The organism is Neptuniibacter sp. (genome assembly GCF_024231755.1).
GTDB lineage: Bacteria > Pseudomonadota > Gammaproteobacteria > Pseudomonadales > Balneatricaceae > Neptuniibacter.
This window is the reverse complement of the sequence record NZ_JAAEQH010000270.1, coordinates 59,525-83,512: the sequence shown is the minus strand read 5'-3', so window position 1 is coordinate 83,512 and position 23,988 is coordinate 59,525. Positions and strand designations below refer to the sequence as shown.

Below are 23,988 nucleotides of genomic sequence, written 5' to 3'. Positions count from 1 at the left end.
TTAGTCAGGTTTGAGGCATTCACTGCATGAGTCAGGATATATCCGTTGCTAAAGTTATTGAGAAGCTTCCAAGTCGTTTTGTTTCAGAAAACGCACAGGGTGTTTCAGCTACGTTTCAATTCCTGCTTGAAGATGAATCAGACTTCTATATCAGCATAAATGATGGGGAATGTAACATTGGTGAGGGTGAACACCCTGACCCCAATGTCACGTTGATCATGGATGCTGAAACCATGGTTGAGGTAATTACCGGGCAGAAGGATGGCATGAGCGCCTTCATGACAGGGAAGCTACGCGCCGAAGGCAATGTCATGCTCGCCACCCAGCTGAGCAAGCTATTCAGTCGGGAAAAACAGAGCTGAGTCCGGCTCTATCTCAGCGCCTATCTCTTCAAGAAATCGATTGATCAATCGTCGCGCGATGGTAAAGCGCGGCGGTAACGTAGGCAGTTTATCGGCGGAAAACCAGTCTGCTTCGAGTATTTCAATACCATCTGGTTGAATATCCCCAGAATCATACTCCGCCATAAACCCCAGCATCAGTGAATGTGGAAACGGCCATGACTGGCTAAAACAGTACTCTATATTCTTAACTTTGATTCCCACCTCCTCTTCTATCTCCCTATGCACCGCATGCTCAGCGCTTTCTCCTGCTTCGATAAAGCCCGCTAATGTGCTGTATCTGCCAGGAGCAAATTTGGCAGCGTGCGCAAGCAAACATTGCTCACCCTTTTTCACTAAGACAATTATGCAAGGAGATATGCGAGGATATTGATGATGCCCGCACCCACCACAGACTTTTGCTCTTTCATGTGGGTGCAAAGAAAGCTCAGTAGCACAGCGAGGGCAGAACTTAAAAGATTCGTACCATGTGACCAATTGAGCCGCAGTCGCTAACAGCGCATATTCCTCCTCGGTCTCAACATGCCCTAACATCGACCGCAAGCCCACACAGCTATCCATATCGATTAGAGAATCTATAGGCGTATTCTTCTCCAGAATGGCAACTGCATATTGCTGATCATTGATCTGCCCCACATCCAGAACAGCCATTGTTTTCAGTTCATCAAGTTCAGAATGAGCTTTAAATAATACACCTGATTCATCGCCTAATAGCCGTCCATTCGCCGCAAGCAGGTATTGATAGTTTTTATTACTCACAATAAATATTCTCCATCAGGCACTACGCTGCTGTTCACTTAACAACCTACAAAATAAAAGCCCCTACGTGCGTATTTAGGAGCTTTTACTTATACAAGTGTAGAGCGAAAAGGGACTACTCCTCTTCAGGAATCGCATCCGGGTAAACATGCTGGAACTCTTCTAGATTAGAGCCCGACTCCTGTAAACGCCACACAAGTTCAAACTGAGTTATTTCACCTACTGAGAATAGAGCATGCAGTTCAGCAAAATTGTTCGCCAGGAACAAAGCTACAGATTCAGGCTCTTGAAGGTTACCAGGCTCAGCCAACTGGAACTCAACGATAGGCTTTACCCAATACTCCGGCAATTCCCATACCTCACAAGCACGACGAGTTAGAGCATAGGAATAATCGCCAAGAAGGTTACTGAATACCTGAGGATGAGGTTCTGTTTTTTCCTTAGTATGCAGTTCAATCAGTTTTTTAAAGATGATCAACTTGCCAATGTCGTGCACTAAACCAACGAAATAAGCGAGGCTAGGGTTTCCACCTGATTGTTCAGCAATATCGCGCGCCTTTACCGCAACTTCGGATGAATGATCCCACAATGCTTTACCAAAAGTTTCAAAGTAGTAGCTATCAATTTTAAACTTATCGGCTACCAGAGAAGACATCACCACATCTTTCAATCTGATCTGACCAAGCATACTCAGCGCATGTTCAAGATCTTTAATCTCGACACCTGGCGCAACAAACAAAGGGGAATTGGCAACAGAGATCACTTTACCCGCAAGGGCTGGATCTTCTTTGATGGCAGAAATAATTTTACTTTGCGCTATTTCCGGATTCATCAGGTCCGTCATCAGCGTCATAGCACTTTTAGACAGCTTAGGTATCGCCTTATCGGTCATACCCACCAGCTCAGCATCCAAAGCCATTCGAAGCTGCTCTTCCTGTGCTTTTGACTCCTCTGTCTCAACCGCTCGGACACCTAGCAAACTGCTGATAAATGCAAGATTCAGCTCCCGAGCATGCTCCAGGCTCTGATTACCGTATTCTTGAACAGGAGTTTTTTCTGCGGTTTTTTCCTTTTCCCCCTGTGCTACAGATCCAGTACCTGAAGGTGCTTTTTGATCACTACCACCAAAAAAAAACGACTTTAATTTCGAAAACATACCCTGTCCTCAACAACGAAAGTAAGAGCTGACTAATAAGAGTTTAAAACCCACCGAAAGAAAAACAAAAACTCAAAAAATTAACGAACCTCAAAGCCGCTGAAAGGCTCAGCGTTTTCTATAAACTCACTTTCCACATCAGCCACATTTGCCAGCTCGGGTCCCTGCCCCAACCAAGCCTCTAACTGCCGCACCGCTTTTTCTTCACCGGTAGCTATTACTTCCACTCGACCATCACTAAGGTTTCGCACCCAACCCGTTAAGCCAAGGCCCTCGGCTGTTTCTTTCGTAGACTGACGAAACCAAACACCTTGAACACGACCACTCACCAAAGCATGAAGAGATAGATCTGCCATCCCTATTCCCCACTATTCCTCGATAGTTATTTTGCTAGCTGTTTCTCAGATACACTTTTATCAGATACATTTTGCTCAGCACTCTCTTTGTTGGCGAAAAGTGCTTCCAAGCTTATATTAAGCTCTTTCTGCTGTTCCTGAGATAATATCGCTAATTTTGAATTTAAATCTCTTTCCCACGTAACCATTGAACTCACCTGCACAGGTTCCGGTAATGGCCACGGTAACACCTGCTGTAGATCATGCAGGGTGATCGATCCCATATCCATACTCAGAAGGTATTCCCCCTGATCACTTCGCTTCACTATGCCGGCATCAAACAGCAATTTAAGATAAGTATCCCACCTACCCTGATCCAAGGTATCTACTTCTTGCAGCAGAACCTGATCACTAAGCGCTTTGCCCTGAGACTGTGCTTGCCACAAGCGATAAAGCACAGCTACGACTGAATACAGATGCGGTACTTTTCCCTGATTCCCCAAACCACGGTAAACAGTGATACAGCGCGTTAATTCTGCACCCATCAAAATTATGACCCAACTGATAAAGATCCAAAGCAGGAAAAGTGGTACAGCAGCAAAAGCACCATAGATCAGTTCATAGGATGGGAACTGGGTTACAAAAGCAGTAAAACCTCGTTTGGCCGTTTCAAAAAGCAGGGCTACAACAACGCCTCCGATCAACGCACTTTTGAATGGCACCCTACAGTTTGGCACAGCAACATACATCAATGTGAAAGCAGTTGCGGATAATACGGTTGGAAGCATACTCAGCAACCTGGCTTTACCTACAGCCTCAGTTGCAGTGCTAATAAATGGCAAAGATGCGATGTAAGAGGTCAGCACCAGTCCCAGACCAATTAGAATTGGTCCCAGACTTAGAATTGCCCAATACAACAGAAAACTTGATAAGCCCTTTCTTGGCTCAGTGACTCGCCAGATTCGATTGAAGGCTGCCTCGATATTTTTCATCATCATGATTGAGGTCACTGCCAACAGCGCCACACCCACAGCAGTCAGTTTTCGTGCCTGCGAAGAGAAATCATTGAGATAATCCTGAACAACCGCACCGGTGGCGGGCACGAAGTTATCGAAAACCCAGCTCTGCAGCTCCTGCCCTACTCCCTGAAAAGAAGGTACAGCGGCCAGCATGGCGTACGAAACCGTCATCAGAGGCACTACCGCAAACAGCGTGGTGTAAGTCAAGGCTGCAGCATTTAGGATGCCCTGATTTGATAAAAACTGCCGCCCCAGATACAACAGAAACTGGGTAAAACGGTTATTTAGAAGATTTGCCATTCTTACTCCTGGATGGCCAATGCTCTTTCCTGTAAGGAAGCTACAACTAAAATAGTGATCCCTTCATGAAATCTCGCACCGAGCCGTATACAATGTCGCAACATAACCCAACACAGAAAACCGATCACCCGATCATGGTGATCCATTAGTACGGTATAGCACAATGAGTGACGTTATTATTTATCACAATCCTCGCTGTTCCAAGTCTCGCCAGACACTCGCCCTGCTGGAAGAGAATGGAGTTGAGCCACAGGTTCGCAAATATCTGGAAGATGCGCCTTCTGCAGAAGAGCTAACTAAAGTTCTTTCACAGCTTGGTATCACTGCTCGTGACCTAGTGCGCAAGAAAGAAGCTGAATTTAAAGAAAACGGTCTGGACGATAGTTCTCTGAGCGATGAGCAGATCATTAAAGTAATGACTGAAGTACCAAAACTGATCGAACGCCCAATCGTGATTAAAGGCGATCAGGCCCGTATTGGACGTCCTCCAGAGTCGGTACTGGAAATTCTATAGATGAGTCAGCCGTACGTTCTTGTACTCTATTACAGTCGCCATGGAGCTACCCGCACTATGGCGCAGCACATTGCCCGCGGGATTGAGCAATCCGGAATAGAAGCGCGCCTGCGCACAGTTCCGGCAATCTCCAGCAACTGTGAAGCAACTGAGCCTGAAATCCCTGATGAAGGTGATCTGTACTGTACAGAGAAAGAACTGGCGGAATGTTCAGGGCTGGCACTAGGCAGCCCTACCCGTTTCGGCAATATGGCGGCACCACTGAAATATTTCATTGATGGTACCAGTAGCCTCTGGCTGTCCGGAGCTCTGATCAACAAACCTGCCGCAGTTTTCAGTTCCAGTTCAAGTCTGCATGGCGGACAAGAAACAACGCTTATATCAATGATGCTGCCACTGATGCATCACGGCATGGTACTGGCCGGATTGCCTTACAGTGAATCCGAGCTATTGAAAACCACCAGTGGTGGTACACCTTACGGTGCAACTCATGTCGCGGGTCAGGATAACCGTGATCTGGACCAAAACGAGCTTAATCTCTGTATTGCGCAGGGAAAACGCCTCGGCCTACTGGCACAGAAACTTGCCTGAACCCTCTCTAACAACAAACCGAGTTAATTGTCTTGAAAGCTTATATACCTGATGACCATGATTACCGTAGCAAAGCCCGTTTAGGTCGCATCGTGACTGTTGGCAGCTATCTGGGGCTTCTGGCCTGGTTTACGCTTTGGCATCTTTTTTTGATACCCGCTCCAACAGCCAACCCATGGGTAATCTGGCTGATCCATATGGCTCCTCTACTAGCCTTTGCTCACGTGATCATCAAGGGTAGTCCTCGCGGTCACGCCTGGCTCTGTTTCGTTCTGTTATTACTGTTTATTCAAGCTGTATTAGCAGCATCAAACCCAAACACCCTGGTATATGGAATTGGCTACACCCTTCTGGTTAGCACCTTGTTTACTGGTGCAATGATGTACACACGCTGGAGAGCTCGTTATAACAAACAGCTGGCACATTGGGCGGAACAGGAAAAGAACCAAGAAGAGCAGAATCAGACCAAATCTGACTCTTAAGCCCTGAACATGTCTGATAGCAATAACCTGATCCGTAAAATCCGGCAGCAGTTTCCGATCCTGTCACAAAAGGTGAACGGGCAAGCGCTGATCTACCTGGATAACGCAGCAACAACTCAGAAGCCGCGCCAGGTCATTAACTGCCTGCAGGATTTCTATCGTACATCAAATGCTAATGTTCACCGGGCAAGTCATGCCTTAAGCGCTGAGGCCACGCTGAAATTTGAGCAGGCCAGAGAGATCGTTGCCGATTTCCTCAACGCAAGATCCAGCAAAGAGATCATCTGGACCCGAGGTACAACAGAAGCGATCAATCTGGTCGCCAACAGTTGGGGACAATCTCTTAAAGCTGGTGATGAGATCATTCTCAGTACGCTGGAACACCACGCTAATATTGTTCCGTGGCAACTGCTTGCAGAACGAACCGGGGGTGTTATCAAAGTGATTCCTATACTGGAAAGCGGCGACCTTGATATTGATGCTTTCCAGCAGCTACTTAGTGAGAAAACCCGGTTAGTTGCAATCAACCATGCCTCTAATGCACTGGGAACGATAAACCCCGTTCAACAGATAACTCAGCTCGCACATCAGGCCGGTGCTCTGGTTCTTGTAGATGGAGCGCAGTCCCTACCTCACTTTGAAGTTGACGTTCTGGACCTTGATGCTGACTTTTATGTGTTCTCCGGCCACAAGCTGTTTGCGCCTTCCGGCATAGGTGCTTTGTATGGGAAGCAGGAAATACTTGAACAGATGCCCCCTTGGCAAGGTGGCGGGGAAATGATTGAGCGTGTCAGTTTTTCAGGTACAACTTTCAATCAACTGCCTTTCAAATTTGAAGCCGGCACCCCCAATATAGCCGGTGCTATAGGGTTAGCAGAAGCAATAAAATGGTTATCTGATCAAGAACGCCAGATTCTGGAACAACATGAACAGGCCCTCTTGAAAACCGCCATTGAGGGTTGTGAGCAGATAAAAGGCTTCCGACGGATCGGACAACCGCAACAATCTGTGAGCCTGCTATCTTTCACCCTTGAAGACCAGCACCAGCAGGATATCGGCTTATTACTTGATCAACAGGGTATCGCTGTTCGCACCGGCCACCACTGTGCAATGCCTCTGATGCAAGAACTGGGGTTACCAGGGACAACCCGAGCATCGTTTGCTTTCTACAACACATTGAGTGAAGTTAATTCTTTTATCGAGGCACTTGATAAGGCAACTCAGCCGGTCTCGGTTACAGCCAATTCGTCGGCAGTAACAGGATTAAACGAAAAGCTTTTCGCCCTTAAAGGCTGGAATGAGCGTTACCGAGAACTGATGCTGGCAGGCAAACAACTGACAGCCCTGCCCGCTTCAGAAAAAACATCCCAGAATCTAGTTAAAGGCTGTGAAAGCAATACCTGGCTGTCCTATGATTTGCAGCCGGATGGAAAAATCTATTTTGCAGCTGATTCAGAAGCCCGTATCATTCGGGGGCTACTGGCACTGGTTTTGGATATATTTAATAACAAAACTGCAGCTGAGATCAGAGCGATTGATATTGATTTGACCTTCTCTCAGCTGGAACTGCAACGCCATCTCAGCCCATCCCGGGGCAATGGTTTAAAAGCGGTTATCGATAAAATTTATCTGATAGCTGGCACGAATAATATTACGGAGCAGCAATGAGCAACTTTACTGACGTTTCCTACCTGAACACCGTCTTCGGTAACGAACAAGGTGACCTGAATAATCCCAACTGGGAGAAAGCAGGTAAACAGTTACACCTGATTCAGGAGGAACTCGCAGAACTGGTTGAGGGCCTGCAGAACAAGGACAAAGCAGAGATCCGTGATGCAGTCGCTGATATTCTGGTTGTTACTTATGGTATGGCCCACATCATGGGCATCGACGCAGATAAGGATATGGCGGCAGTACAGGCAAGCAACCTGTCCAAGCTCTGTAAAACTCAAGACGAAGTTGATCAAACCCTTGCGTTCTACCAGAACGAAAAAGGGCTGGATGTTTACGCTGGCGGCGAACTGCCGGAAGCTTACATTAAATCTTCTAAGGATCAGGAAGGCAGCGACGGTAAATTCTATCCTGCTCACAAGTTCCTTAAATCAATCAACTGGCACGAACCAAAACTGGACTAATTTATGCCTACCTACGATTACCGCATTGAAGCGACAGGTGATGTTGTTGAGGTGAAGCATACAATGGCTCTGACCCCGGTTAACTGGGGTGAGCTATGTGAACTTGCTAACCTTGACCCACAAAATATCCCTCTGAACTCGGAAGTTACAAAACTGCTTTCTGCAGCAGGTGTAGTTAAAAGTCAGACTCTAAAAAGTTCTAACGCACCACCCTGCATGAGTGGTGGTGGCTGCCCAAGCGGAGGCTGTGGCGTTTAACCCAGCTTCTCGCCTTTTGACAGACTGAAATGGGTGGGTGATAGTTAAGAGAACAATTATGTACTCTTGGCTGGATGCCGCCCATGTCAGAAAAGCAATTCACGGATAGTGCTTCGCATAGCTCTACACATAACTCGCCATTTAACTCTGTAAGCAGTTCCTCAGACAGACAAACCTTGCTGCAATGGGCCGCACAAGGCCTGATTAAAGCAGAAGACCTTGATCATGCTCTGCAGTTGATTCAGGCTACGCCTTCAAATCAAAGCTGGTCCAAATTTATATCCAACCTATTACTCTGGCTGGGCTTTATCGCTGTTGGTGCTGGCGTCATTTTCTTTTTTGCCTTTAACTGGCAAGAGATCAGTAATTTCACAAAGTTTGCTTCGATACAGGGCCTAATCATAATAACGGCTCTATTTTATGTTAGAGCTGAACCCCAAAGTAAACTATCACTGGCCACGGTGACTTTGTTAACACTTCTGGTCGGCGCGCTCCTGGCTCTGGTTGGACAGATCTACCAAACAGGTGCAGACCCCTGGCAACTCTTCGCGATATGGGCACTATTCATTACACCTTGGGTTTTGCTGCATCGCTCCAGTCTGCTCTGGCTGATATGGGTAGGTTTGATCAACCTCTCAATTCTCCTTTATCTGCAAACATTCCGGGGGCTGCTTGGTTTTCTTTTCAGAGACGAAGAGCTGATTATTCTGTTTTCGGCTTTAAATACTTTCTTTTTTGTTTCTCTTGAATGTGGCTATCACAACAGCAAAAAGCTGATTCAAAACCGTATTGCCAGTCAAATTATCATCATCCATTCCGGCGCATTACTAAGTTGGCTGGCACTCTGGTCCATATTCGACCACGAAGATATGGGCTGGGCCGGGCTCTGCTATCTGATATGGATCAGTACAGCCTTTTACTATTACAGATACAGGTATCTGGATCTTCTAGTTCTTTCAGGCATAGCAACAAGCCTTATCGTTGTGATGAGTGGTTTGCTAATTAAGATATTTGGTGATGCCTTTGATGGAGGTGCGTTCCTGTTCATTAGCCTCGTCATTATCGGTTCATCTACAGCAGCAGGTGTCTGGCTTAAACAGCTTTACAATGAAAATAAACTGCCTCAGGGAGCACAATCTGATGAATAACGCAGATCAGCTCTGGCAGAAGTTAGAACAGAATAAGTTGGTATCTGGGCCCGCCCCTGAAACTCAGCAGCAACACAGCCCTTGGTTTATCAAAGTAATGCAGGGGTTTGCTGGCTGGTTTGCAGCTCTGTTTATGCTGGGTTTTGTGGCTTCCATGTTCAGCTGGCTATTTCGCTACGATAACGAAGTCCTACTCTTAATCGCCGGCTTATTCTGCACTGTTGCAGCCTATCTCATTTACCGTGCAAAACCAGTTTCAGCTTTCTATGACCAGCTTGCTCTTGCCATCAGTTTGTGTGGTCAATTTATGGTCACCTGGGGACTGTTTGAGTTGTTTAACGATCGAGAGATCAGTGTATACCTTACTCTATCAGCGTTTCAGGCAACGCTCGCTGTGGTCATGCCCAGTTTTTTACACCGGGTTCTGAGCAGCTGGTTCGCTATGGTTGCGCTGTTCTGGGGTTTTAACCGACTCGGCATATTTGGTCTGGACAGTGCCATCGCGGCTTTTCTTTTCACCCTTATTTGGATCAAAGATCGTAGCTGGTACCGGTATACAAACATATTGATTCCTATCGGATATGGATTTGCAATTTCACTTATCCAATTCAGCGGCCATGCTCTGTTCCAGAATGAGATTTTAGGTTTCAGCTCAACATATAGAGGAGGCTTTCTACAGCAAAAGGGGCCAATTATTGGCGCTATCCTTCTCTCTCTTTCTTGTCTCTATCTGGTGAAAGTCATCTTCGAAGAGCAGCAGCTAGAACTAAGATCAGTTGTGGGCATCGCCTCTTTGGCTGCTTTACTTCTATTACTGGCTGTCAGCTCATTTATTCCTGGTCTGAGTAGTGCATTACTGATACTGCTAGTGGGGTTTCACCGTGAAAGATCCAGCTTGATCGGATTGGGTCTTATTGCCTTGATAAGCTTTATCTCCTGGTATTACTACAATCTTCAGGAAACCCTGCTTACCAAATCCTATTATCTGGCAACAATGGGAACGGTTTGCCTGTTCTGCTACTGGATAGCCCAGAGGCTAACACCCTCACAAAAGAAACAATCGATTTTTAACTCATCACCACTGCAGCGTAGGCAATGGTTATCACTGTTAACAGTGATCATTATCCTGGGAAGCGTTAATCTAAATATCTCCCAGAAAGAGAATCATCTGGCGCAGGGGGAAACTGTTCTTCTTGAACTGGCACCCGTTGATCCCCGATCCCTTATGCAAGGTGACTATATGCGCCTAAGATTTAAAATCACTAATCAGGCATTTAATCGTAGCCTGCATGATGAATTAACTGATGGTTATCTCCTAGCCACATTGGATAAGAACAGTATTGCTCAGTTTGTAGCGCTCTCGCCTTCAGCTGAGGGAGAAAACAATCAGATAGCCCTACGATATCGGATACGCAATGGTCAGGTAAAATTTGCCACTAATGCATTTTTCTTTGAAGAAGGTAAAGCGGATCTGTTCCAGCAAGCAAAATATGGCGTATTTAAAGTAGCAAAGAACGGGGAACTGTTACTGCATTCACTACAAGACAGTAAATTTATGACGCTAGGGGTTAATTCACCATAGTTTGTGGAAAAGCTTCTAAAACAAAGCGCTAGAAAGGTTTCAGGTATTACCCTACACTTGATAACAGACGCAATGGGGGACAACATGAAAGTTACATTACGCAGTGCATTCAATGGTGTATTCAATAAGGTATTAACAGGCCTTGGGGTCAGTTCTGTTCTGCTATTTTCTGCCAATGGATTCGCAGAAGGTATGAATTATTCATGCAGCTACACCCAGGCAAGTTATACAGCCCCATTTATGAAACAACCTAACATCCGCAATTGCCCTGAAGGACGTTGTAGTTATCAAGTACAGATCAATGGTTCTATGGGTACAGTTAATGGTGTTTCCGGTTTTGGCGTAGATCAAAGCAATAGCACTATCAAACTCAGCAGAACAGCAAAAGATCCGGTGATGGGTGGTATGGATACAACCGTACTGACCATTAACAAAAGTGATATGACTTTCACTAACGTTAAAACAACCACACCTTCGGTTACGCTGACAACACAAGGTACTTGTAACTAACGTGACCTCAGAAATATCATGCTCTCTACCCCAGAGTTTTAATCTGGGAAATATTGGGGATCAGACGCGTCTTTTCCCCTCTTACACCAAGATAACTTACCCCTGTCTATGAATCTTAATGATGTACGCCTTTTTATCCAGGTAGTAGAACACAACAGCTTTACCTCAGCTGCAGACAAACTCGGGATACAAAAATCCACGATCAGCCGCCGAATAGCGCAGCTAGAAGATGAGCTGGGTGTTCGTCTGCTACAACGCACCACCCGCAAACTGAGCCTAACCGACGAAGGTCAGGAGTTATTTGATCGCTGCCAGCCTCTTCTGGATGAGATGACAAACGCAGCAGATTACGTCACGTCCAAACAGGAAGAACCTAAAGGCCGTCTGCGCATCACCATGCCACCAGAGATGGGCATTTTTATCATGAACGATGTGGTGGCTTCGTTTATTAAAAAATACCCTCAGCTCCAGATCGATATTGAACTTAGCCCCCGAGTTGTGGACCTCGTTGAGGAAGGTATCGACCTGGCACTTCGCGTTGGCGAACTGTCAGACTCAAGTCTGGTCGGCAGGAAAATAGCTAACACCCGGATAAAACTCTTCGCCAGTAAACATTATCTGGAACAACATGGGGAACCGGAAACACCGGATGATCTGGTTAACCACGAATGCATCGGCACAATGCTCAACACACAGGGCTGGGCTTTTACCAACTGGAACGACGGGCAACCTATCAATCTCAGCTACCGAATCAGAGCCAATAGCCTCAGCTTCTGTCGCCAGATGATAAAACAAGATCTCGGTATTGCCCGTATGCCAGAGGCATTTTGCCGTGATGATGTTGCCTCTGGAGAGGTGAAAGAGATCCTTACCGATTATCAAACTCCACTAATTGAAATTCATGCGCTCTATCCAAGCCGGAGACATTTGAATCCGAAAGTGCGTTTGTTTATCGATCACATGCTTGAAAGCCTGAAAGATCACCCTTGGCTTGCTCAGAGCTGAGCAAATTTTTCATGAGAGGTTGGGTTTAAACCTGTTCTCTCATCCTATTAATAAGACTGCCTTTAAACACATAAATATTGCAGTTTTATGATTTATTGCACACACTGAGAAACTAAGTGGGCGCATATATAAAAATAAAAAAACAATGACAACAATTGCATTTGATATCTACGATACCGTCATCGATACCGCAGGCATTGCGAACGAGCTTGAAACCATGGTGGGTGGTCTGGCACCTGTATTTTCACAGCTGTGGCGAGATAAACAGCTGGAATACTCGTTTCGCAGAGGACTGATGCATGACTACGTCCCTTTTCCTATCTGTACTGCCCAGGCGTTAGAGTACACCGATGAGTTAATGAACACAGGGCTCAGCAAACAAGCTAAGCAGCAACTTCTTGATACTTATAAAATTCTTCCTGCATATGAAGATGTCGCTCCAGCACTTGAAGCTTTGAGGGATAAAGGTATCAAAATTTATGCCCTATCCAACGGAACATCTGAAGGGGTAATAAACCTTCTCACTCATGCTGGCATAGAAAAATATTTCCTCGACATCATCAGTGTGGATGAGATCCAGACCTATAAACCTTCGCCTGAAATCTACACCCATTTCCTGGAACGCACCGATTCAACGGCTGAGAATAGCTGGTTAGTATCCGGGAACGCTTTTGATGTTTTAGGAGCTTACAAATTTGGTTTTAATACAGGCTGGATCAAAAGAAATAGTCGCAAAATAATGGACCCTTGGGGTTGTACACCTGACATCTCCGTCACCAGTCTTATCGAACTCAGCGAACAGTTTTAGATCTTAAACCTTAAAGCTCTTAAGCTTCACTCTTCAGCTTAAATAAGAGCCTATACGTTTTCTAATAACTGGAAGCTCGCTTCTGCTTTATTTACACCATTCACCCGGACTGTCAGCTTGTGCTCACCAGGGTAATGGGTCCGAGTACTCATCTGGCGAAAACTTTGTTTTGCGGTGACTGATTTACTGGAAGTATTTAATACCCCCTCAGAGATCTTGAATACTTTACTGTTATAACTCCCGTTGGACTTAAGATAATCAATCATATATTCCAGCCGGATATTCCCCAGTTCGCCAGCAGCTGTTTGTAACTCAAATCCAAATTCAAGCGTCTCTCCGATCTTCAGTTCCGGGGTATTCAACAGCAATTCTTCAACCTGTACATTCTCATCCGAGTTGTAGCCAAACAAAGCCATCACCTCGGGATGTGCCTGCTTTAGCAAGGTGCGGCATGCATGTTTAACGATCCAATCAGTATCTTTGTGTTGCCCACTATTTTGCTTAGACCATTCAATGGTTATTTCAGGGTTATCTTTAGCGATATCATTGAGATTGTTAGCCACGCTTCGACGCACATAATCACTACTATCTTGCTTAAGCTGATTCAGGATCGGCAGGATCGGCGATGGATCTTTTTTAAACTCAGGTAAAGCCTGAGCCCAGGGTAGCCTCGGACGACATCCTTCAGAAGATAATCGGCGGACATGATAATTTTCATCCCTGCTCCACTTCTGCATCTGAGCCATCATCCGCTCCTGATCCAACAGGATAAAAGGCCTTACCGCCAATTCAGAACTGGAAAACCGGGTCAACCATTCTAGTGCAGGTATGGAGGTCTCCCAGTCATCAAATCCGTAAGCCTCAACATAATCAGGAAAAAACAGCGCTTCATAACCTCTGAATTCAGGCGCAGCTTCACAGAGAACTTTTATGGCATCCGGGTAAGGTAAATTAAGTATCTCGTGAATACAGACACGAATATGGGACATTCGGGCTTTCAGTTCTCGATCATTCCATTCTTCATCAAAAACACGAGCTACAAATTCTGCAGAATTAAAAGCAGGATGACATTTGCGGAACTCCGTCGCTACCCGCTCAATGAATAACTGATCATAGACATCCTTGAGTGCTTCAGGCATTACTTTTCTTCCTGGTTTTATAGTTGCGGCGTTTACCTTTTTTAGCTGGAGGAGCGGGTAAGTTTTTTAATGTATCGGTATTCATAGTGACCGCATAATCAACCAACTGCTTCAACGTCTGAGACAACTCCCCCATAAACATCTGATAGCTCTGTTCCTTATGGCTTATCTTATCCAACGACTGCTCCCACTGCGCAGTCATATCAGGCTTAGAGCTACTACCCGGAAGTGAATTAATCAACGCTCTTCCTGTTTCCGTGCTGTGTATCGCTTTGCCTTTACGGCTCAGGAATTTACGCTTAAAAAGCAGCTCAATAATCCCTGCACGGGTTGCTTCGGTGCCTAAACCGTCGGTTTCTTTAAGCACCTTCTTTACGTCTGGGTCTTCAACATAACGAGAGATACCCGTCATGGCTGCGAGTAATGTTGCATCAGTAAAGTGTTTAGGGGGCTGAGTCATTTTCTCCAGCAGCTCCCCCTTCTCACAGATCAGCTGATCACCCTCTTTTAGATCAGGCAGCAGGCTTTCTGTTTCATCAGAGTTTTTACTGTTGCTTGGGAAGAGCTGTTTCCAGCCCTGCTCAGTTATCTGTTTTGCCCGTGCTGTGAAAATGCCACCAGCAATATCGACTACCAAGTTAGTTTCGTTATAACGATGATCATCCATAAACTGGATCAGATACTGACGGGCAATAAGCTCGTAGATCTGTTGTTCGTTTTTTGCCAGAGAGGAGAAGTTAGTTCTCTTTTGAGTTGGGATAATGGCGTGGTGGGCTTCCACCTTTTTATCGTTCCAGGCTTTACTATGCTTCTGCAAATCAAGCGCATTCTGTGCATCAGAAAATGCATTGCAGTGCCCCATTATGGCTGATACAACAGCATCCGCCTCTCTGAAATGCTCTTCTGGTAGGTAACGACAATCTGAACGAGGATAAGTGATCAGCTTATGCTTTTCATATAGCGCCTGACAGGTGTCCAAAACCTGTTGAGCACTCATTGAAAAACGCTTATTGGCATCTATCTGTAAAGCCGAGAGATTATAGGGCAGCGGCGGCGGATTCTTCTTCGGCTTTTTCTCAATAGAGATAACCTTTCCGGGTTGGCCCGTGATCCGCCCTACTACATTCTCTGCCAGAGGTTTAGACAGAACCCGGCCCTCCTCATCCTGCCATTTCTGACAAGCTTCGCTCGGTTTCCATTTGGCAGTAAAAGCCTCATTCTTATGTGTATGAAGGTGGGCCAGCACCTCATAGAAAGGCTTGGAAACAAACTCCTCAATCGCCATATCACGCCGAACAACCAACCCCAGTACCGGAGTCTGCACTTTACCTTTCTTAGCCAAATATGGCTCTTTTGTGTCAATCACCCAACCGTTGCTACCAATTCGTTCTTCACTGAAACAACTGACTTGCAATACCATCTCCTTGGTTGGACGCGTTCATGGTCGGTTCCTTAATAGCAATAGTTATAAACTATACCGCCCTTCTATTGTTTCGACACCTCTAATTTACAATCCAATAATTTCACTAGCTCTAGGAAGAGTTTCAGAGAACTTCTACAGTCATTACCTGGATTGATCTTAGACCCTGTAACATTCTCAGCGATTGGTACAAGCCTATTTGTAACTGTCGATATATAACTAGAATTACCTGTAGCTAAAGTGTCTTGAAGAAAGATATACAGATCATCCCTATCTTTAATATTTTCAAGCGGGTCATAGGGCTGTATTTGTTCTATAACTTGTCTTTCCTGTCTCATGGAATTTTCAGGACAAACAAGCGAAAAGCCATAGCCATCACCTTTTGTCTTCAGAATCATTGAGAAGATAACATAGCTCAACTGCGACTGAGGGAGCGGTGCAACTCTTTTGAACTGCTGCACTGACCAGGGTTCAACAATAGCCTTATCAATCATCCTTCCCAGTGCAAGATCTGCATACTTAATCATGTGATGATATGATTTTGTCCTGGTCTTTCTTGCAGTTACACATCCTTTGACAACAGACCATATTAAGCTACAAATCTGGCCAACACTGTAGCTCTTAAGACCACGGACTATAATTGACCTTGTTCTTTTTCCGACCTTAAAAGATATATGATGATAGTTCATCGCATAGTCGAAGAAAGCTAGACATTCATGAATTGCAATTTCTTCACAAAGCTTAACAACAGCAGCATTCTTCCTCGAAGGCTTAGATGCTGACAAAGAAGACTCCAAGGAAGATAAATAATCACTAGCATCTGATACACCTTCTGGTATTACCAGCTGTAGTGTTCCTTCTCTATATAGTGGATTCCCATCACAGGAAGCGCTCTCAACCGACCGGAGAGCATTTCGTTCTATTAGCCGTTCAACAATAGCCTCATCCAAGCTTGCTGAGGGGGATAACTTCAACCCACGTCCATTATGTGAAGGTAAGCCCAGAAAACCTTCAATATCGCTATCAAAGAGGCTGTAGATCACAGCTACCAAACATATTATGTCTTCTAATGTCTCATCAGGGACATTAAGGCTATTTTCTGTATCGTAATGCAAACCCACTCCAAAATGAGAATTATAGTCCGTGGAATTATAAGCATCTGAACATGATAGTTCTATCTTTTGGGTAGAACAGTTATGCGAGATAAGCAGTTAGTGGCTTTTGGGCAACGAATTCGTGCCATTCGTAAGGAGAAAGGGTTATCTCAAGAAAGTCTTGCTGCATTAGCTGATATCGATAGAAGCTACATGGGCCATATTGAGCGTGGTGAGAAGAACATTACTCTAACTAAAATCTACCAAATAGCTAAAGCTCTCGATGTTCGCCCTTCTAATCTCTTTGACTAAAAGGACCACTCTCTAAATAAGATTATCTATTCAACGGGAGATTTTAAATCTAGTTGCTCCTGCTCTACCCATGGAACGAAATCACTCTTCTCTTCTAGCTTCTCTAATAACATCTCAAGCTCTTTGATAGATTCCGACTCAGTCCCATGAAGAGTTGAACGTAAGCTCCTAATAGATATTGATTTAGAACCAGTTCCCTGACCTACCTCTGGTAGCATGCGAAACGGTTTAATATCAATATTTAAAATAGCCTGCATATGCATCAGAATTCTATACCCTCCAATATCCACATCCCCCCAATGAAAAATAGGAGTAGTTACGCCCGCTTGAGTAGCAAGGCTTCTGAACACCGGCGTCCAGCTACGCGATGGGAAACCGTTCGTGTAAACAACCCATCCATTATCCTGTATCTCACGAGTATATCGATTGAATGTTGTCGCATTCTCTATAAAGAGAAGGTATGCAGGTGAACTTTTAGTTTGGATATCTTCAATTACATCAGGAGGAAGCCCTAAATAAGGAATAATATCTGCACAATTAATACGCCCTTCTTGCAAAATAATGTCAAAATCACCCTTTAGACGAATCATAGGTGCGAATTTGCTTAGACCAATATAGTCCATTACTTCATCTGCAGAGGAACCTTGTAAATGCTCAGGAAGCTGTGATTCATATATACGAGCAATAGTTCCTGTAATAGATTCAACACGTTTGGAGTCATGAAATAATTTAACACTCAGAGTTCTGATGTCAGGTAAAGCTACCCTGTTATTTCCTTCTACCCAATCTAATAATTGAATTGAGTCAATTAAGCGGGTGACATCCCTAGGTTTAACACCGAATGCCTGCACTCCTCTACGCCAATCTATTATCGATTTATCAATGATACTCTGAAGCCATTCATGGCTAACAGAAAGCTTTGAAAGAGCATTGCAAGCACTTTCGACAAGTTCATATAAACAGCTCTCGCCGCTTAACTTGAGAAACTCATAAGGATCAGTAATTTCTACTAAATCAATTCGTTCAACCTCACCAAATCCACTAGGCGAATATATAAGTTTCGCGGATGAGCTTTGGTCAAATAGAGCCTGGAGTTCCTCATGAACACCCAGCCGCTCCTTTATAGATAGATTGAAGTAATAATCAAATCTTTTAGGTGTAAGCGACAAGCTCTCGCATTCAGGCGGTTGGTTTGGTCGGTTAATTTGTTTAGCTAAATGACGCAGAAGCTTGTGAGTTATCTTATTCAAACTCTGTCTCCTGACTTCTTTTCTGTGTTAAATCCAAATGACTCTTAGCTTGTGGAAGCAAATTTTCGATTAACTCTAAATGTCTCTTTGGATTGTCACTTTCAAGCAAGTCCCAACCTTCATCGCTAATTTGTCGATTATCAGTAAATACAGACAGCCCATCACGGATAATGGTTACAACCCGCTCAACATGATGCCCCATTTTAACTTCCGCATCTAAAGGGGCTGCGAGAAAAGCTTGAAGTCCGACTTGGGAAAAAAATTCAAGTGCAGCATAGGTGTTATTTCCATCCATTCTACTAAAGGCTTCATCAAAAACAGCAATTGCAGCACCTGCGTTTACCTCCTCTCCACGGCGCTGTACTTTGAAAGCTGTCATAAAAGATGCACCAAACGCAATATAGAAAGGCGACTGTTGTTCTCCGCCAGAGCCTGTACTGAGGAGATTGCTGAAACGACGATCTTTACCGGTTGATTGGTCCTTAGCCATAATGTCGTATGTGAAGAAATTTCTATAATCTGATAATTCATCAACACGCCCTTCAGTGAGAACCTCCTGGATAACAGGTATAGCTGGATGTTCCTCTGAGAAATCGAACAGGCTATCTACTGCTTCAGTATCTGCTTTACTCTGTTCAATAACATAGTCATGAACATCCTTAAGTGTCTTGGTTTCAACTACGGGATAGACAAAGCGATATGTATTATTATTGAAAGGAAGGTCTTTTAGCTGATCATTAAGCTGCTTGAATGTACGCTGCATACGCTGAAAAGCATCTTGCAAGATCGATACGACATCTGCCCTAAATGTAGTTAGCATTTCACTACATGCTTTCTCAGCATCATGACGGTGAGTTACCAACTCAGTATTCTCTAGGTAACTCAAATGAGCCTCAAATGCCTTTCGGGAATCGAATGGGTTGAGATCTTTTAAAACCTCCCGGTTCACAGGCTCGAACCGAGTTATGAAATCAATTTTCGCATTAAGGGCAGTATCAGCAGCTGATTGAGCATTTCTTTCAGCACTATCTGCTCGCTTTTGAGCTGCTTTGGCTACAGCATCATTTATTTTAATTTCACTATCAAAAGGATCGGCTTCCCCGGCTACCATAGTTTTTTCTATTTCCGACTCGGAAAGCCTCTCTAAATGAGAGTTTGACCTTTCCATATCAAACAAAGGATGTTTTACAATTTCACTTCTCTGTGTAGAAAAATGTTCAACCATAGCGTTAGCTTTTGGAAGGTCCGTTTCAATACCTTTAATATCTTTACCAATGTCACTCATTTTTACAGCGATCTTGGTTTTTTCTTCGTTGAATTTTTTAAGAACCTGTTCTGCGAGGTTAAATGCCTCCTCTAGCGAACTATCGGAACTTTCTCGAATCTCCTGCATCAGTTTATTTGAATCCTGAACAGCCGCCCTATCTCTTTGAATTTTTTCGTACAGAGATTCAATTTGGATACAGTCTCGCTCTAGATTGCTTAGATCTGTCAGAAATGACGTATTAAAACGATCTACCGGCTTAAATTCCCCTTGCTGAGAACTATATAGGTTTAAGGCTTCATTCAGTTCAGTTTGCATTACCGATGCATATCGCCTCCGAGCATCTTTGCCAATCAGAACCCCTTTGATAGTGTTTCCGCCGCTAATAGTCCCGTTTGCTGCGACCATACCATCCGGTGTAATTGCACGCTTTTCTTTACGCAATTCATCTTCCGTATGTACCAAATTAACAGACCACAACAGACCACGTAAAAAGGTTAATGCAACAACGTTATCTGACTCTATTAACTCTGCAGCTGTGCCAGGTTTTGGGCACCCTGAATAACCAAAATCATAGTCAGGGTTTACTAAACGAACGCCGCGAAGAGAAACTCTAGTTCGATTGTCGCGTATTGTTCTCCTATATACTTTTAAGGCATGAGTATAATCACCATTCTGGATAACCAACGCTTCACGATTTCTACCCAGGTATCTTTCTATACCTTCTTGCCAACTACTATCACTGATCGAACAAAGCTCACATACAGGAACCGCTGTGATTCCTTGAGTTTCTAGGATGCTTACAATTTCATTAGTGGGCTCTGAAAGAGGAGTTTCACCAGATTCGAGCTTTTGTACTGTATTTTTTAATTCTTTGTAATGTCTTTCAGCTTCAGCCATTCGATCTTTTGCAGCATCCCGTTCTTCAGACAACGCCTGTTGGAGCCCAAAGAAAGCGCTTACCGCTTCGCGTATTTGTGGCCCTTGCTGTTCATGCGCAGGCCAAGGAATCAGAGGATCTTCAGTTAAATCTGAAACAGCCTCAAGGTTAGTGTGAAGCTCTCTATATCTGTTTATAAATTCCGTAGACAATCCAGTAGGACAATTTGAATTCAGAAATTTAGCCAAAGCTTGCTTAGCTACTTGAAGCTTTTTTTCAGACTCATCAATACGAGCTGTCGCTAAACTTATACTCTCTCCATGCTTTTCTAATGCTTGAAACGTATCTGACCCTTTAAACAAATCTCGAGCGTCATCACGTCTACGATTTATTTCAGACTCTTCAGATTCCATTTCTGATTGACGATCCAACAGCACCTGAAGTTCTTCATTTAGAGATCTAAGCTTCTCTTCTGCCTGCTCGATACGAAGATCAAAAGCTGAAAGCGATGCTTCCGCAGTTACCCACCCATAGCATACGCTATCAACCATACGCGTTTCATATAGGCGATAGTGATTCAGAAGGCTGTTAAGCGACTTAATTTCATCTTCTGTCTTCTCTATTAAATCCAATATGCGTTCATGTTCTTTGTAATCATTGTGTAGACGATTAATGTCAAGATCTTCAGCCGGAAGAATAAAGCTACGAATGAAATCTGAAATACTTTTTTCACCGCGATAAGCTATTCCGTTCTTAATAGCTTGCCACATCGGATCAGGTGAAATCTGGAGGCCAGCACCGGTCTGAGACATTAACTGACAATAATCAAATCGAAAGCCTTTTGAGTTTTTTGCAAGCATCACAGATGTGTCCATAGCCTTAATGCGACGCTGGAAGTCATTAAGGGTCATGACCCGACTGCCATCCATAAAGTCAATTGACGACAGGCTATAGCCGTTTGTTACAAACCACAGTTTCTTAACTTTGCTATCACCCGACCGAGCATAAAAACCCATTCCAAGTGCATAGTGACTACCATCCGGCCTTCTAAAGGTAAGCGCGATATAGGTATTAGATTCACTACGGCAAGCAGCAAGGCCCCCTCCTGATTTCTGATCATCAACAACACCTAAAGCGTAGCTTTGAATACTCCTTGATGACTTCTGGCTATTGCTACTCTGAGCATTCATAGATATCGCATTTTCATTACCGCCACTTAAAACGGTTTGAATAGCATCAATAATAGAACTTTTACCCGCGCCATTCGCTCCACTTATCATGACGCTAGCAGCATCCACCTCAAGATCCTCACTACTAAACAAATACCAATTCATTAAGGTTATGCGAATCAAACGGTGGGTAGTAACGCTTCCATTCATAGCTCTACCTCCTGCACAGAACCATTTGGTAAATCTTCATCGAGTTCTTCAATATGTAATGCTTTTGGAAATTCTCGATTATGCTCGAGAGCAAATAGTTCGAGAGTCTGTAAATACTGATTGTTAACGACTCTATGTATATTGGGGAGAATCGTAATCGCCTGCATTTCACTGGACTCTTGTTTATCACCAATTTCGATTACGTTATGTTTACGAATGACTTCTAAGGCTTGATTCAGATCTGACTGTTTAGGTTTTGGTCTTCCTGTTAATTCTATATATGTATCAACTAGAAGTTCAGGACTGGGAGTTGCTCGACCGTTGACAGTGCACGCCCTTCGGCTTTCGAGATCATGTAATCTTGCTAATATCAGAAGCAATAATGTTGGAAGAAGCCCCATAGTGCTATCACTAGAAAGGCGAGGAATAATCCCGATATATCCAAATTGATTATCTATAATAAATTCATCATCAAAAGCATCAAACAGGTCACGGAAATAATCTTCAAATCGACGTATCAACTCATAGTGCTTACGATCATGTGACTTTTCAGCCCATAAAAATTGACGTTTGCGAAGCAGACGAGCTGCATTTCTAAAATCGTCAGGATCCAGCTCTTTCCCTATCGATTTAGCTACAATTTTTGATAAATCATTTAGCATTGAAAGCCTCCTTGCTCTGTAAAGGTGAACGACGCTCAATTTTTAACTTAGGAGCACTCAAGAACTTATTTTCTGTATATTCATCTGGAATAGGAGTAACTCGGAACAATTGTGCTAACTTGTGGTATCGACTTTTAGCTGGGACAGCATCATGCAGCAATCTACGGAGCTGGATAAAAGCCAACATGTCATCAACTGTCTCGATCACAAGGTCATCAGTTGTTAACTCCATATCAGTATTTAAATGGCGCTCTAAGAATGCATGAACACGTGTTGGGTTCTCTCGTCTGCGCTCCAGGTACTCTCGCATAGCCATATTCTCTGCTAGCTTGTACGGATTTCTTTCTGGTATTTCTAGCTCAGTAGCTTGAGGTTCGATGTCAGGTGTAGAAGGTCTTCGTAGCCTGTGTTCGCTAAGAAAAGAATACTGCTCTGCTGGACTATTGATCTGTATGGAATCAGAAATAGAGCTAGTCTTTTCAATCAAATCTATCAGCCTCTGATCCAAACCAGGCAATGCTGATCTCATATATTCGATAGTCTCTCTAGTTCGCGTCGTTAAGCTACGCCTGTAGTCATCAATCCGTGTGAGCAAGCGATCAATATTTTCGAAAGCTTCGATAATTGTATTTAGATCTGTTTCTAGATTTTTACGGACATCAGTAACTGAAGCTTTATCCTCAGAGCATAAGGCAATAGTTAAGCTCTCCATCAACCTATCATCTGTAAGGATATGGACTGTCTTTTGTATTGTGATTTCACGATATCTATACGGATGGTTCGCGTTTTTCAAATGAGAATAACCTTTCAGTAATATCCCTTTAAGGAAATCCTCAAAAAACAACCTGATTATTGCCAGACCTGTCTCATTCTCAGTAACTTGATACATTAAATCTCTAAGTTGCCCCTGCATTGCAGAAAGGGAGTTCAAGAAATTAATTGCCATAGATCTGGCAATTGCTATCTGAGATGCGTTCTCCCTTGGATTTTGCATGGCTGCGTTAAGCTGGAGATATACGCCTTTACATGTCGCGCCTACTTCATCTATCCGCCCTTCTTTTATAGAGTCCAATGCTGCAACAAGTTGAGATGGAACCTGGGGTATGTAACAAATACGCTTATAACCCACAGTAGCTTGCTCATGAAGCCAGCCAGTTTCGCGCAGGTAAATATAAATACGGTTTGTATCGTCGACGTCCCCTTGAAGAGCATTGTCTGCAAGCTCTTCAGGAGCAAGCTGTAGATTGTGTTGCACCAAAGCTCTGCGAATGATTTCTCTTGCCTCCTTGGGCGTACACTCATCCATAGAATGCTGATGGCGCACTAACCGATCATACAGAGACCATATACAAGCCACATAAACCTGTGCATTTTTATTTGACGCTAAAGGCTTAAAAAGCCCGGGGGAAAGAGCTTCTGATATCACTAATACACTCCTAAGAGGGTCAATCCTTTGAAAGCAATAGAGACATTATCAACAAGACAAGCGATACATGCAACATTTTGTTGCATGTATCTTTTTGTTGTTAGAGAATACCTTTCACTAACTTGATACTTCTCAAAACTTTTTGAGTCTCATAATCTA

Annotated in this window: 24 protein-coding genes; 13 read left to right on the top strand and 11 right to left on the bottom strand. The window is 44.0% G+C overall.

All coding sequences use genetic code 11. The annotated features are described in order from the left end of the window. Window positions 1–26: 26 nt before the first annotated feature. Complete coding sequence (locus GY843_RS15675) at window positions 27–362, top strand: SCP2 sterol-binding domain-containing protein (protein ID WP_297310954.1); 336 nt, start codon at window positions 27–29, stop codon at window positions 360–362. Here GY843_RS15675 and nudC read toward each other — a convergent pair. The 4 genes from nudC to GY843_RS15655 all read right to left on the bottom strand — a co-directional run bounded on the left by nudC (window position 336) and on the right by GY843_RS15655 (window position 3,970). Further along, a complete protein-coding gene (nudC, locus tag GY843_RS15670; RefSeq protein ID WP_297310953.1) occupies window positions 336–1,160 on the bottom strand; it encodes an NAD(+) diphosphatase in 825 nt (274 codons plus the stop codon). The genes GY843_RS15675 and nudC overlap by 27 nt on opposite strands. 115 nt (window positions 1,161–1,275) lie before the next feature. Then, complete coding sequence (locus GY843_RS15665; RefSeq protein ID WP_297310951.1) at window positions 1,276–2,316, bottom strand: HDOD domain-containing protein; 1,041 nt, start codon at window positions 2,314–2,316, stop codon at window positions 1,276–1,278. An 80-nt stretch (window positions 2,317–2,396) separates the two neighbouring features. After that, on the bottom strand, window positions 2,397–2,672 hold the full coding sequence (locus GY843_RS15660; protein WP_297310950.1) for an acylphosphatase: 276 nt from the start codon (window positions 2,670–2,672) through the stop codon (window positions 2,397–2,399). Between the two features lie 26 nt (window positions 2,673–2,698). After that, entirely contained in the window at window positions 2,699–3,970 is a 1,272-nt protein-coding gene (locus tag GY843_RS15655; protein WP_297310949.1) for a YihY family inner membrane protein, read from the bottom strand. A gap of 163 nt (window positions 3,971–4,133) precedes the next feature. On the opposite strand from GY843_RS15655, the gene arsC reads away from it, so the two are divergent. The 11 genes from arsC to GY843_RS15600 all read left to right on the top strand — a co-directional run bounded on the left by arsC (window position 4,134) and on the right by GY843_RS15600 (window position 13,003). Continuing rightward, a complete protein-coding gene (gene arsC, locus GY843_RS15650) occupies window positions 4,134–4,484 on the top strand; it encodes an arsenate reductase (glutaredoxin) (protein ID WP_297310947.1) in 351 nt (116 codons plus the stop codon). After that, the gene (wrbA, locus tag GY843_RS15645; RefSeq protein ID WP_297310946.1) at window positions 4,485–5,075 is read left to right on the top strand and encodes an NAD(P)H:quinone oxidoreductase; all 591 of its coding nucleotides are present in this window, start codon (window positions 4,485–4,487) and stop codon (window positions 5,073–5,075) included. Between the two features lie 32 nt (window positions 5,076–5,107). Further along, window positions 5,108–5,557 carry a DUF2069 domain-containing protein gene (locus tag GY843_RS15640; protein ID WP_297310945.1) on the top strand — a complete coding sequence of 150 codons (450 nt, stop codon included), beginning with the start codon at window positions 5,108–5,110 and terminating at the stop codon, window positions 5,555–5,557. A gap of 9 nt (window positions 5,558–5,566) precedes the next feature. After that, the gene (locus GY843_RS15635) at window positions 5,567–7,225 is read left to right on the top strand and encodes a SufS family cysteine desulfurase (protein ID WP_297310944.1); all 1,659 of its coding nucleotides are present in this window, start codon (window positions 5,567–5,569) and stop codon (window positions 7,223–7,225) included. Then, window positions 7,222–7,692 carry a nucleoside triphosphate pyrophosphohydrolase family protein gene (locus GY843_RS15630; protein WP_297310943.1) on the top strand — a complete coding sequence of 157 codons (471 nt, stop codon included), beginning with the start codon at window positions 7,222–7,224 and terminating at the stop codon, window positions 7,690–7,692. Before GY843_RS15635 ends, GY843_RS15630 begins: the two co-directional genes overlap by 4 nt. Window positions 7,693–7,695: 3 nt before the next feature. Further along, the gene (locus GY843_RS15625) at window positions 7,696–7,950 is read left to right on the top strand and encodes a zinc ribbon domain-containing protein (protein WP_297310942.1); all 255 of its coding nucleotides are present in this window, start codon (window positions 7,696–7,698) and stop codon (window positions 7,948–7,950) included. Window positions 7,951–8,033: 83 nt separating this feature from the next. Further along, window positions 8,034–9,098, top strand: coding sequence for a DUF2157 domain-containing protein (locus GY843_RS15620; RefSeq protein WP_297310941.1), 1,065 nt, complete (start codon window positions 8,034–8,036; stop codon window positions 9,096–9,098). Further along, window positions 9,091–10,680 carry a GDYXXLXY domain-containing protein gene (locus tag GY843_RS15615; protein ID WP_297310939.1) on the top strand — a complete coding sequence of 530 codons (1,590 nt, stop codon included), beginning with the start codon at window positions 9,091–9,093 and terminating at the stop codon, window positions 10,678–10,680. Before GY843_RS15620 ends, GY843_RS15615 begins: the two co-directional genes overlap by 8 nt. An 84-nt stretch (window positions 10,681–10,764) precedes the next feature. Next, entirely contained in the window at window positions 10,765–11,190 is a 426-nt protein-coding gene (locus tag GY843_RS15610; protein WP_297310937.1) for a hypothetical protein, read from the top strand. Between the two features lie 108 nt (window positions 11,191–11,298). Beyond that, entirely contained in the window at window positions 11,299–12,195 is an 897-nt protein-coding gene (locus GY843_RS15605) for a LysR family transcriptional regulator (protein WP_297310936.1), read from the top strand. Between the two features lie 145 nt (window positions 12,196–12,340). After that, a complete protein-coding gene (locus GY843_RS15600) occupies window positions 12,341–13,003 on the top strand; it encodes a haloacid dehalogenase type II (protein ID WP_297310934.1) in 663 nt (220 codons plus the stop codon). Between the two features lie 50 nt (window positions 13,004–13,053). Here GY843_RS15600 and GY843_RS15595 read toward each other — a convergent pair whose 3' ends face one another. From GY843_RS15595 to GY843_RS15585, 3 genes are all read right to left on the bottom strand, one after another. After that, complete coding sequence (locus GY843_RS15595) at window positions 13,054–14,142, bottom strand: DNA alkylation repair protein (protein ID WP_297310933.1); 1,089 nt, start codon at window positions 14,140–14,142, stop codon at window positions 13,054–13,056. Beyond that, a complete protein-coding gene (topB, locus tag GY843_RS15590; RefSeq protein ID WP_297310931.1) occupies window positions 14,135–15,556 on the bottom strand; it encodes a DNA topoisomerase III in 1,422 nt (473 codons plus the stop codon). The genes GY843_RS15595 and topB overlap by 8 nt, the downstream gene beginning before the upstream one ends. A gap of 71 nt (window positions 15,557–15,627) precedes the next feature. Further along, window positions 15,628–16,677, bottom strand: coding sequence for a hypothetical protein (locus GY843_RS15585; protein WP_297310930.1), 1,050 nt, complete (start codon window positions 16,675–16,677; stop codon window positions 15,628–15,630). An 81-nt stretch (window positions 16,678–16,758) separates the two neighbouring features. On the opposite strand from GY843_RS15585, the gene GY843_RS15580 reads away from it, so the two are divergent. Further along, window positions 16,759–16,968: a helix-turn-helix transcriptional regulator gene (locus GY843_RS15580; protein ID WP_297310929.1), complete on the top strand. Its 210-nt coding sequence runs from the start codon at window positions 16,759–16,761 to the stop codon at window positions 16,966–16,968. Window positions 16,969–16,994: 26 nt separating this feature from the next. Here GY843_RS15580 and GY843_RS15575 read toward each other — a convergent pair whose 3' ends face one another. Genes GY843_RS15575 through GY843_RS15560 form a run of 4 tightly spaced genes read right to left on the bottom strand, consistent with a single transcriptional unit; the run spans window position 16,995 to window position 23,829 of the window. After that, the gene (locus tag GY843_RS15575; RefSeq protein ID WP_297310928.1) at window positions 16,995–18,218 is read right to left on the bottom strand and encodes a Wadjet anti-phage system protein JetD domain-containing protein; all 1,224 of its coding nucleotides are present in this window, start codon (window positions 18,216–18,218) and stop codon (window positions 16,995–16,997) included. Further along, the gene (locus GY843_RS15570) at window positions 18,211–21,741 is read right to left on the bottom strand and encodes an SbcC/MukB-like Walker B domain-containing protein (RefSeq protein WP_297310926.1); all 3,531 of its coding nucleotides are present in this window, start codon (window positions 21,739–21,741) and stop codon (window positions 18,211–18,213) included. The genes GY843_RS15575 and GY843_RS15570 overlap by 8 nt, the downstream gene beginning before the upstream one ends. Beyond that, on the bottom strand, window positions 21,738–22,403 hold the full coding sequence (locus GY843_RS15565; RefSeq protein ID WP_297310924.1) for a DUF4194 domain-containing protein: 666 nt from the start codon (window positions 22,401–22,403) through the stop codon (window positions 21,738–21,740). The genes GY843_RS15570 and GY843_RS15565 overlap by 4 nt, the downstream gene beginning before the upstream one ends. Then, window positions 22,393–23,829: a Wadjet anti-phage system protein JetA family protein gene (locus GY843_RS15560; RefSeq protein WP_297310923.1), complete on the bottom strand. Its 1,437-nt coding sequence runs from the start codon at window positions 23,827–23,829 to the stop codon at window positions 22,393–22,395. The genes GY843_RS15565 and GY843_RS15560 overlap by 11 nt, the downstream gene beginning before the upstream one ends. Between the last annotated feature and the right edge of the window lie 159 nt (window positions 23,830–23,988).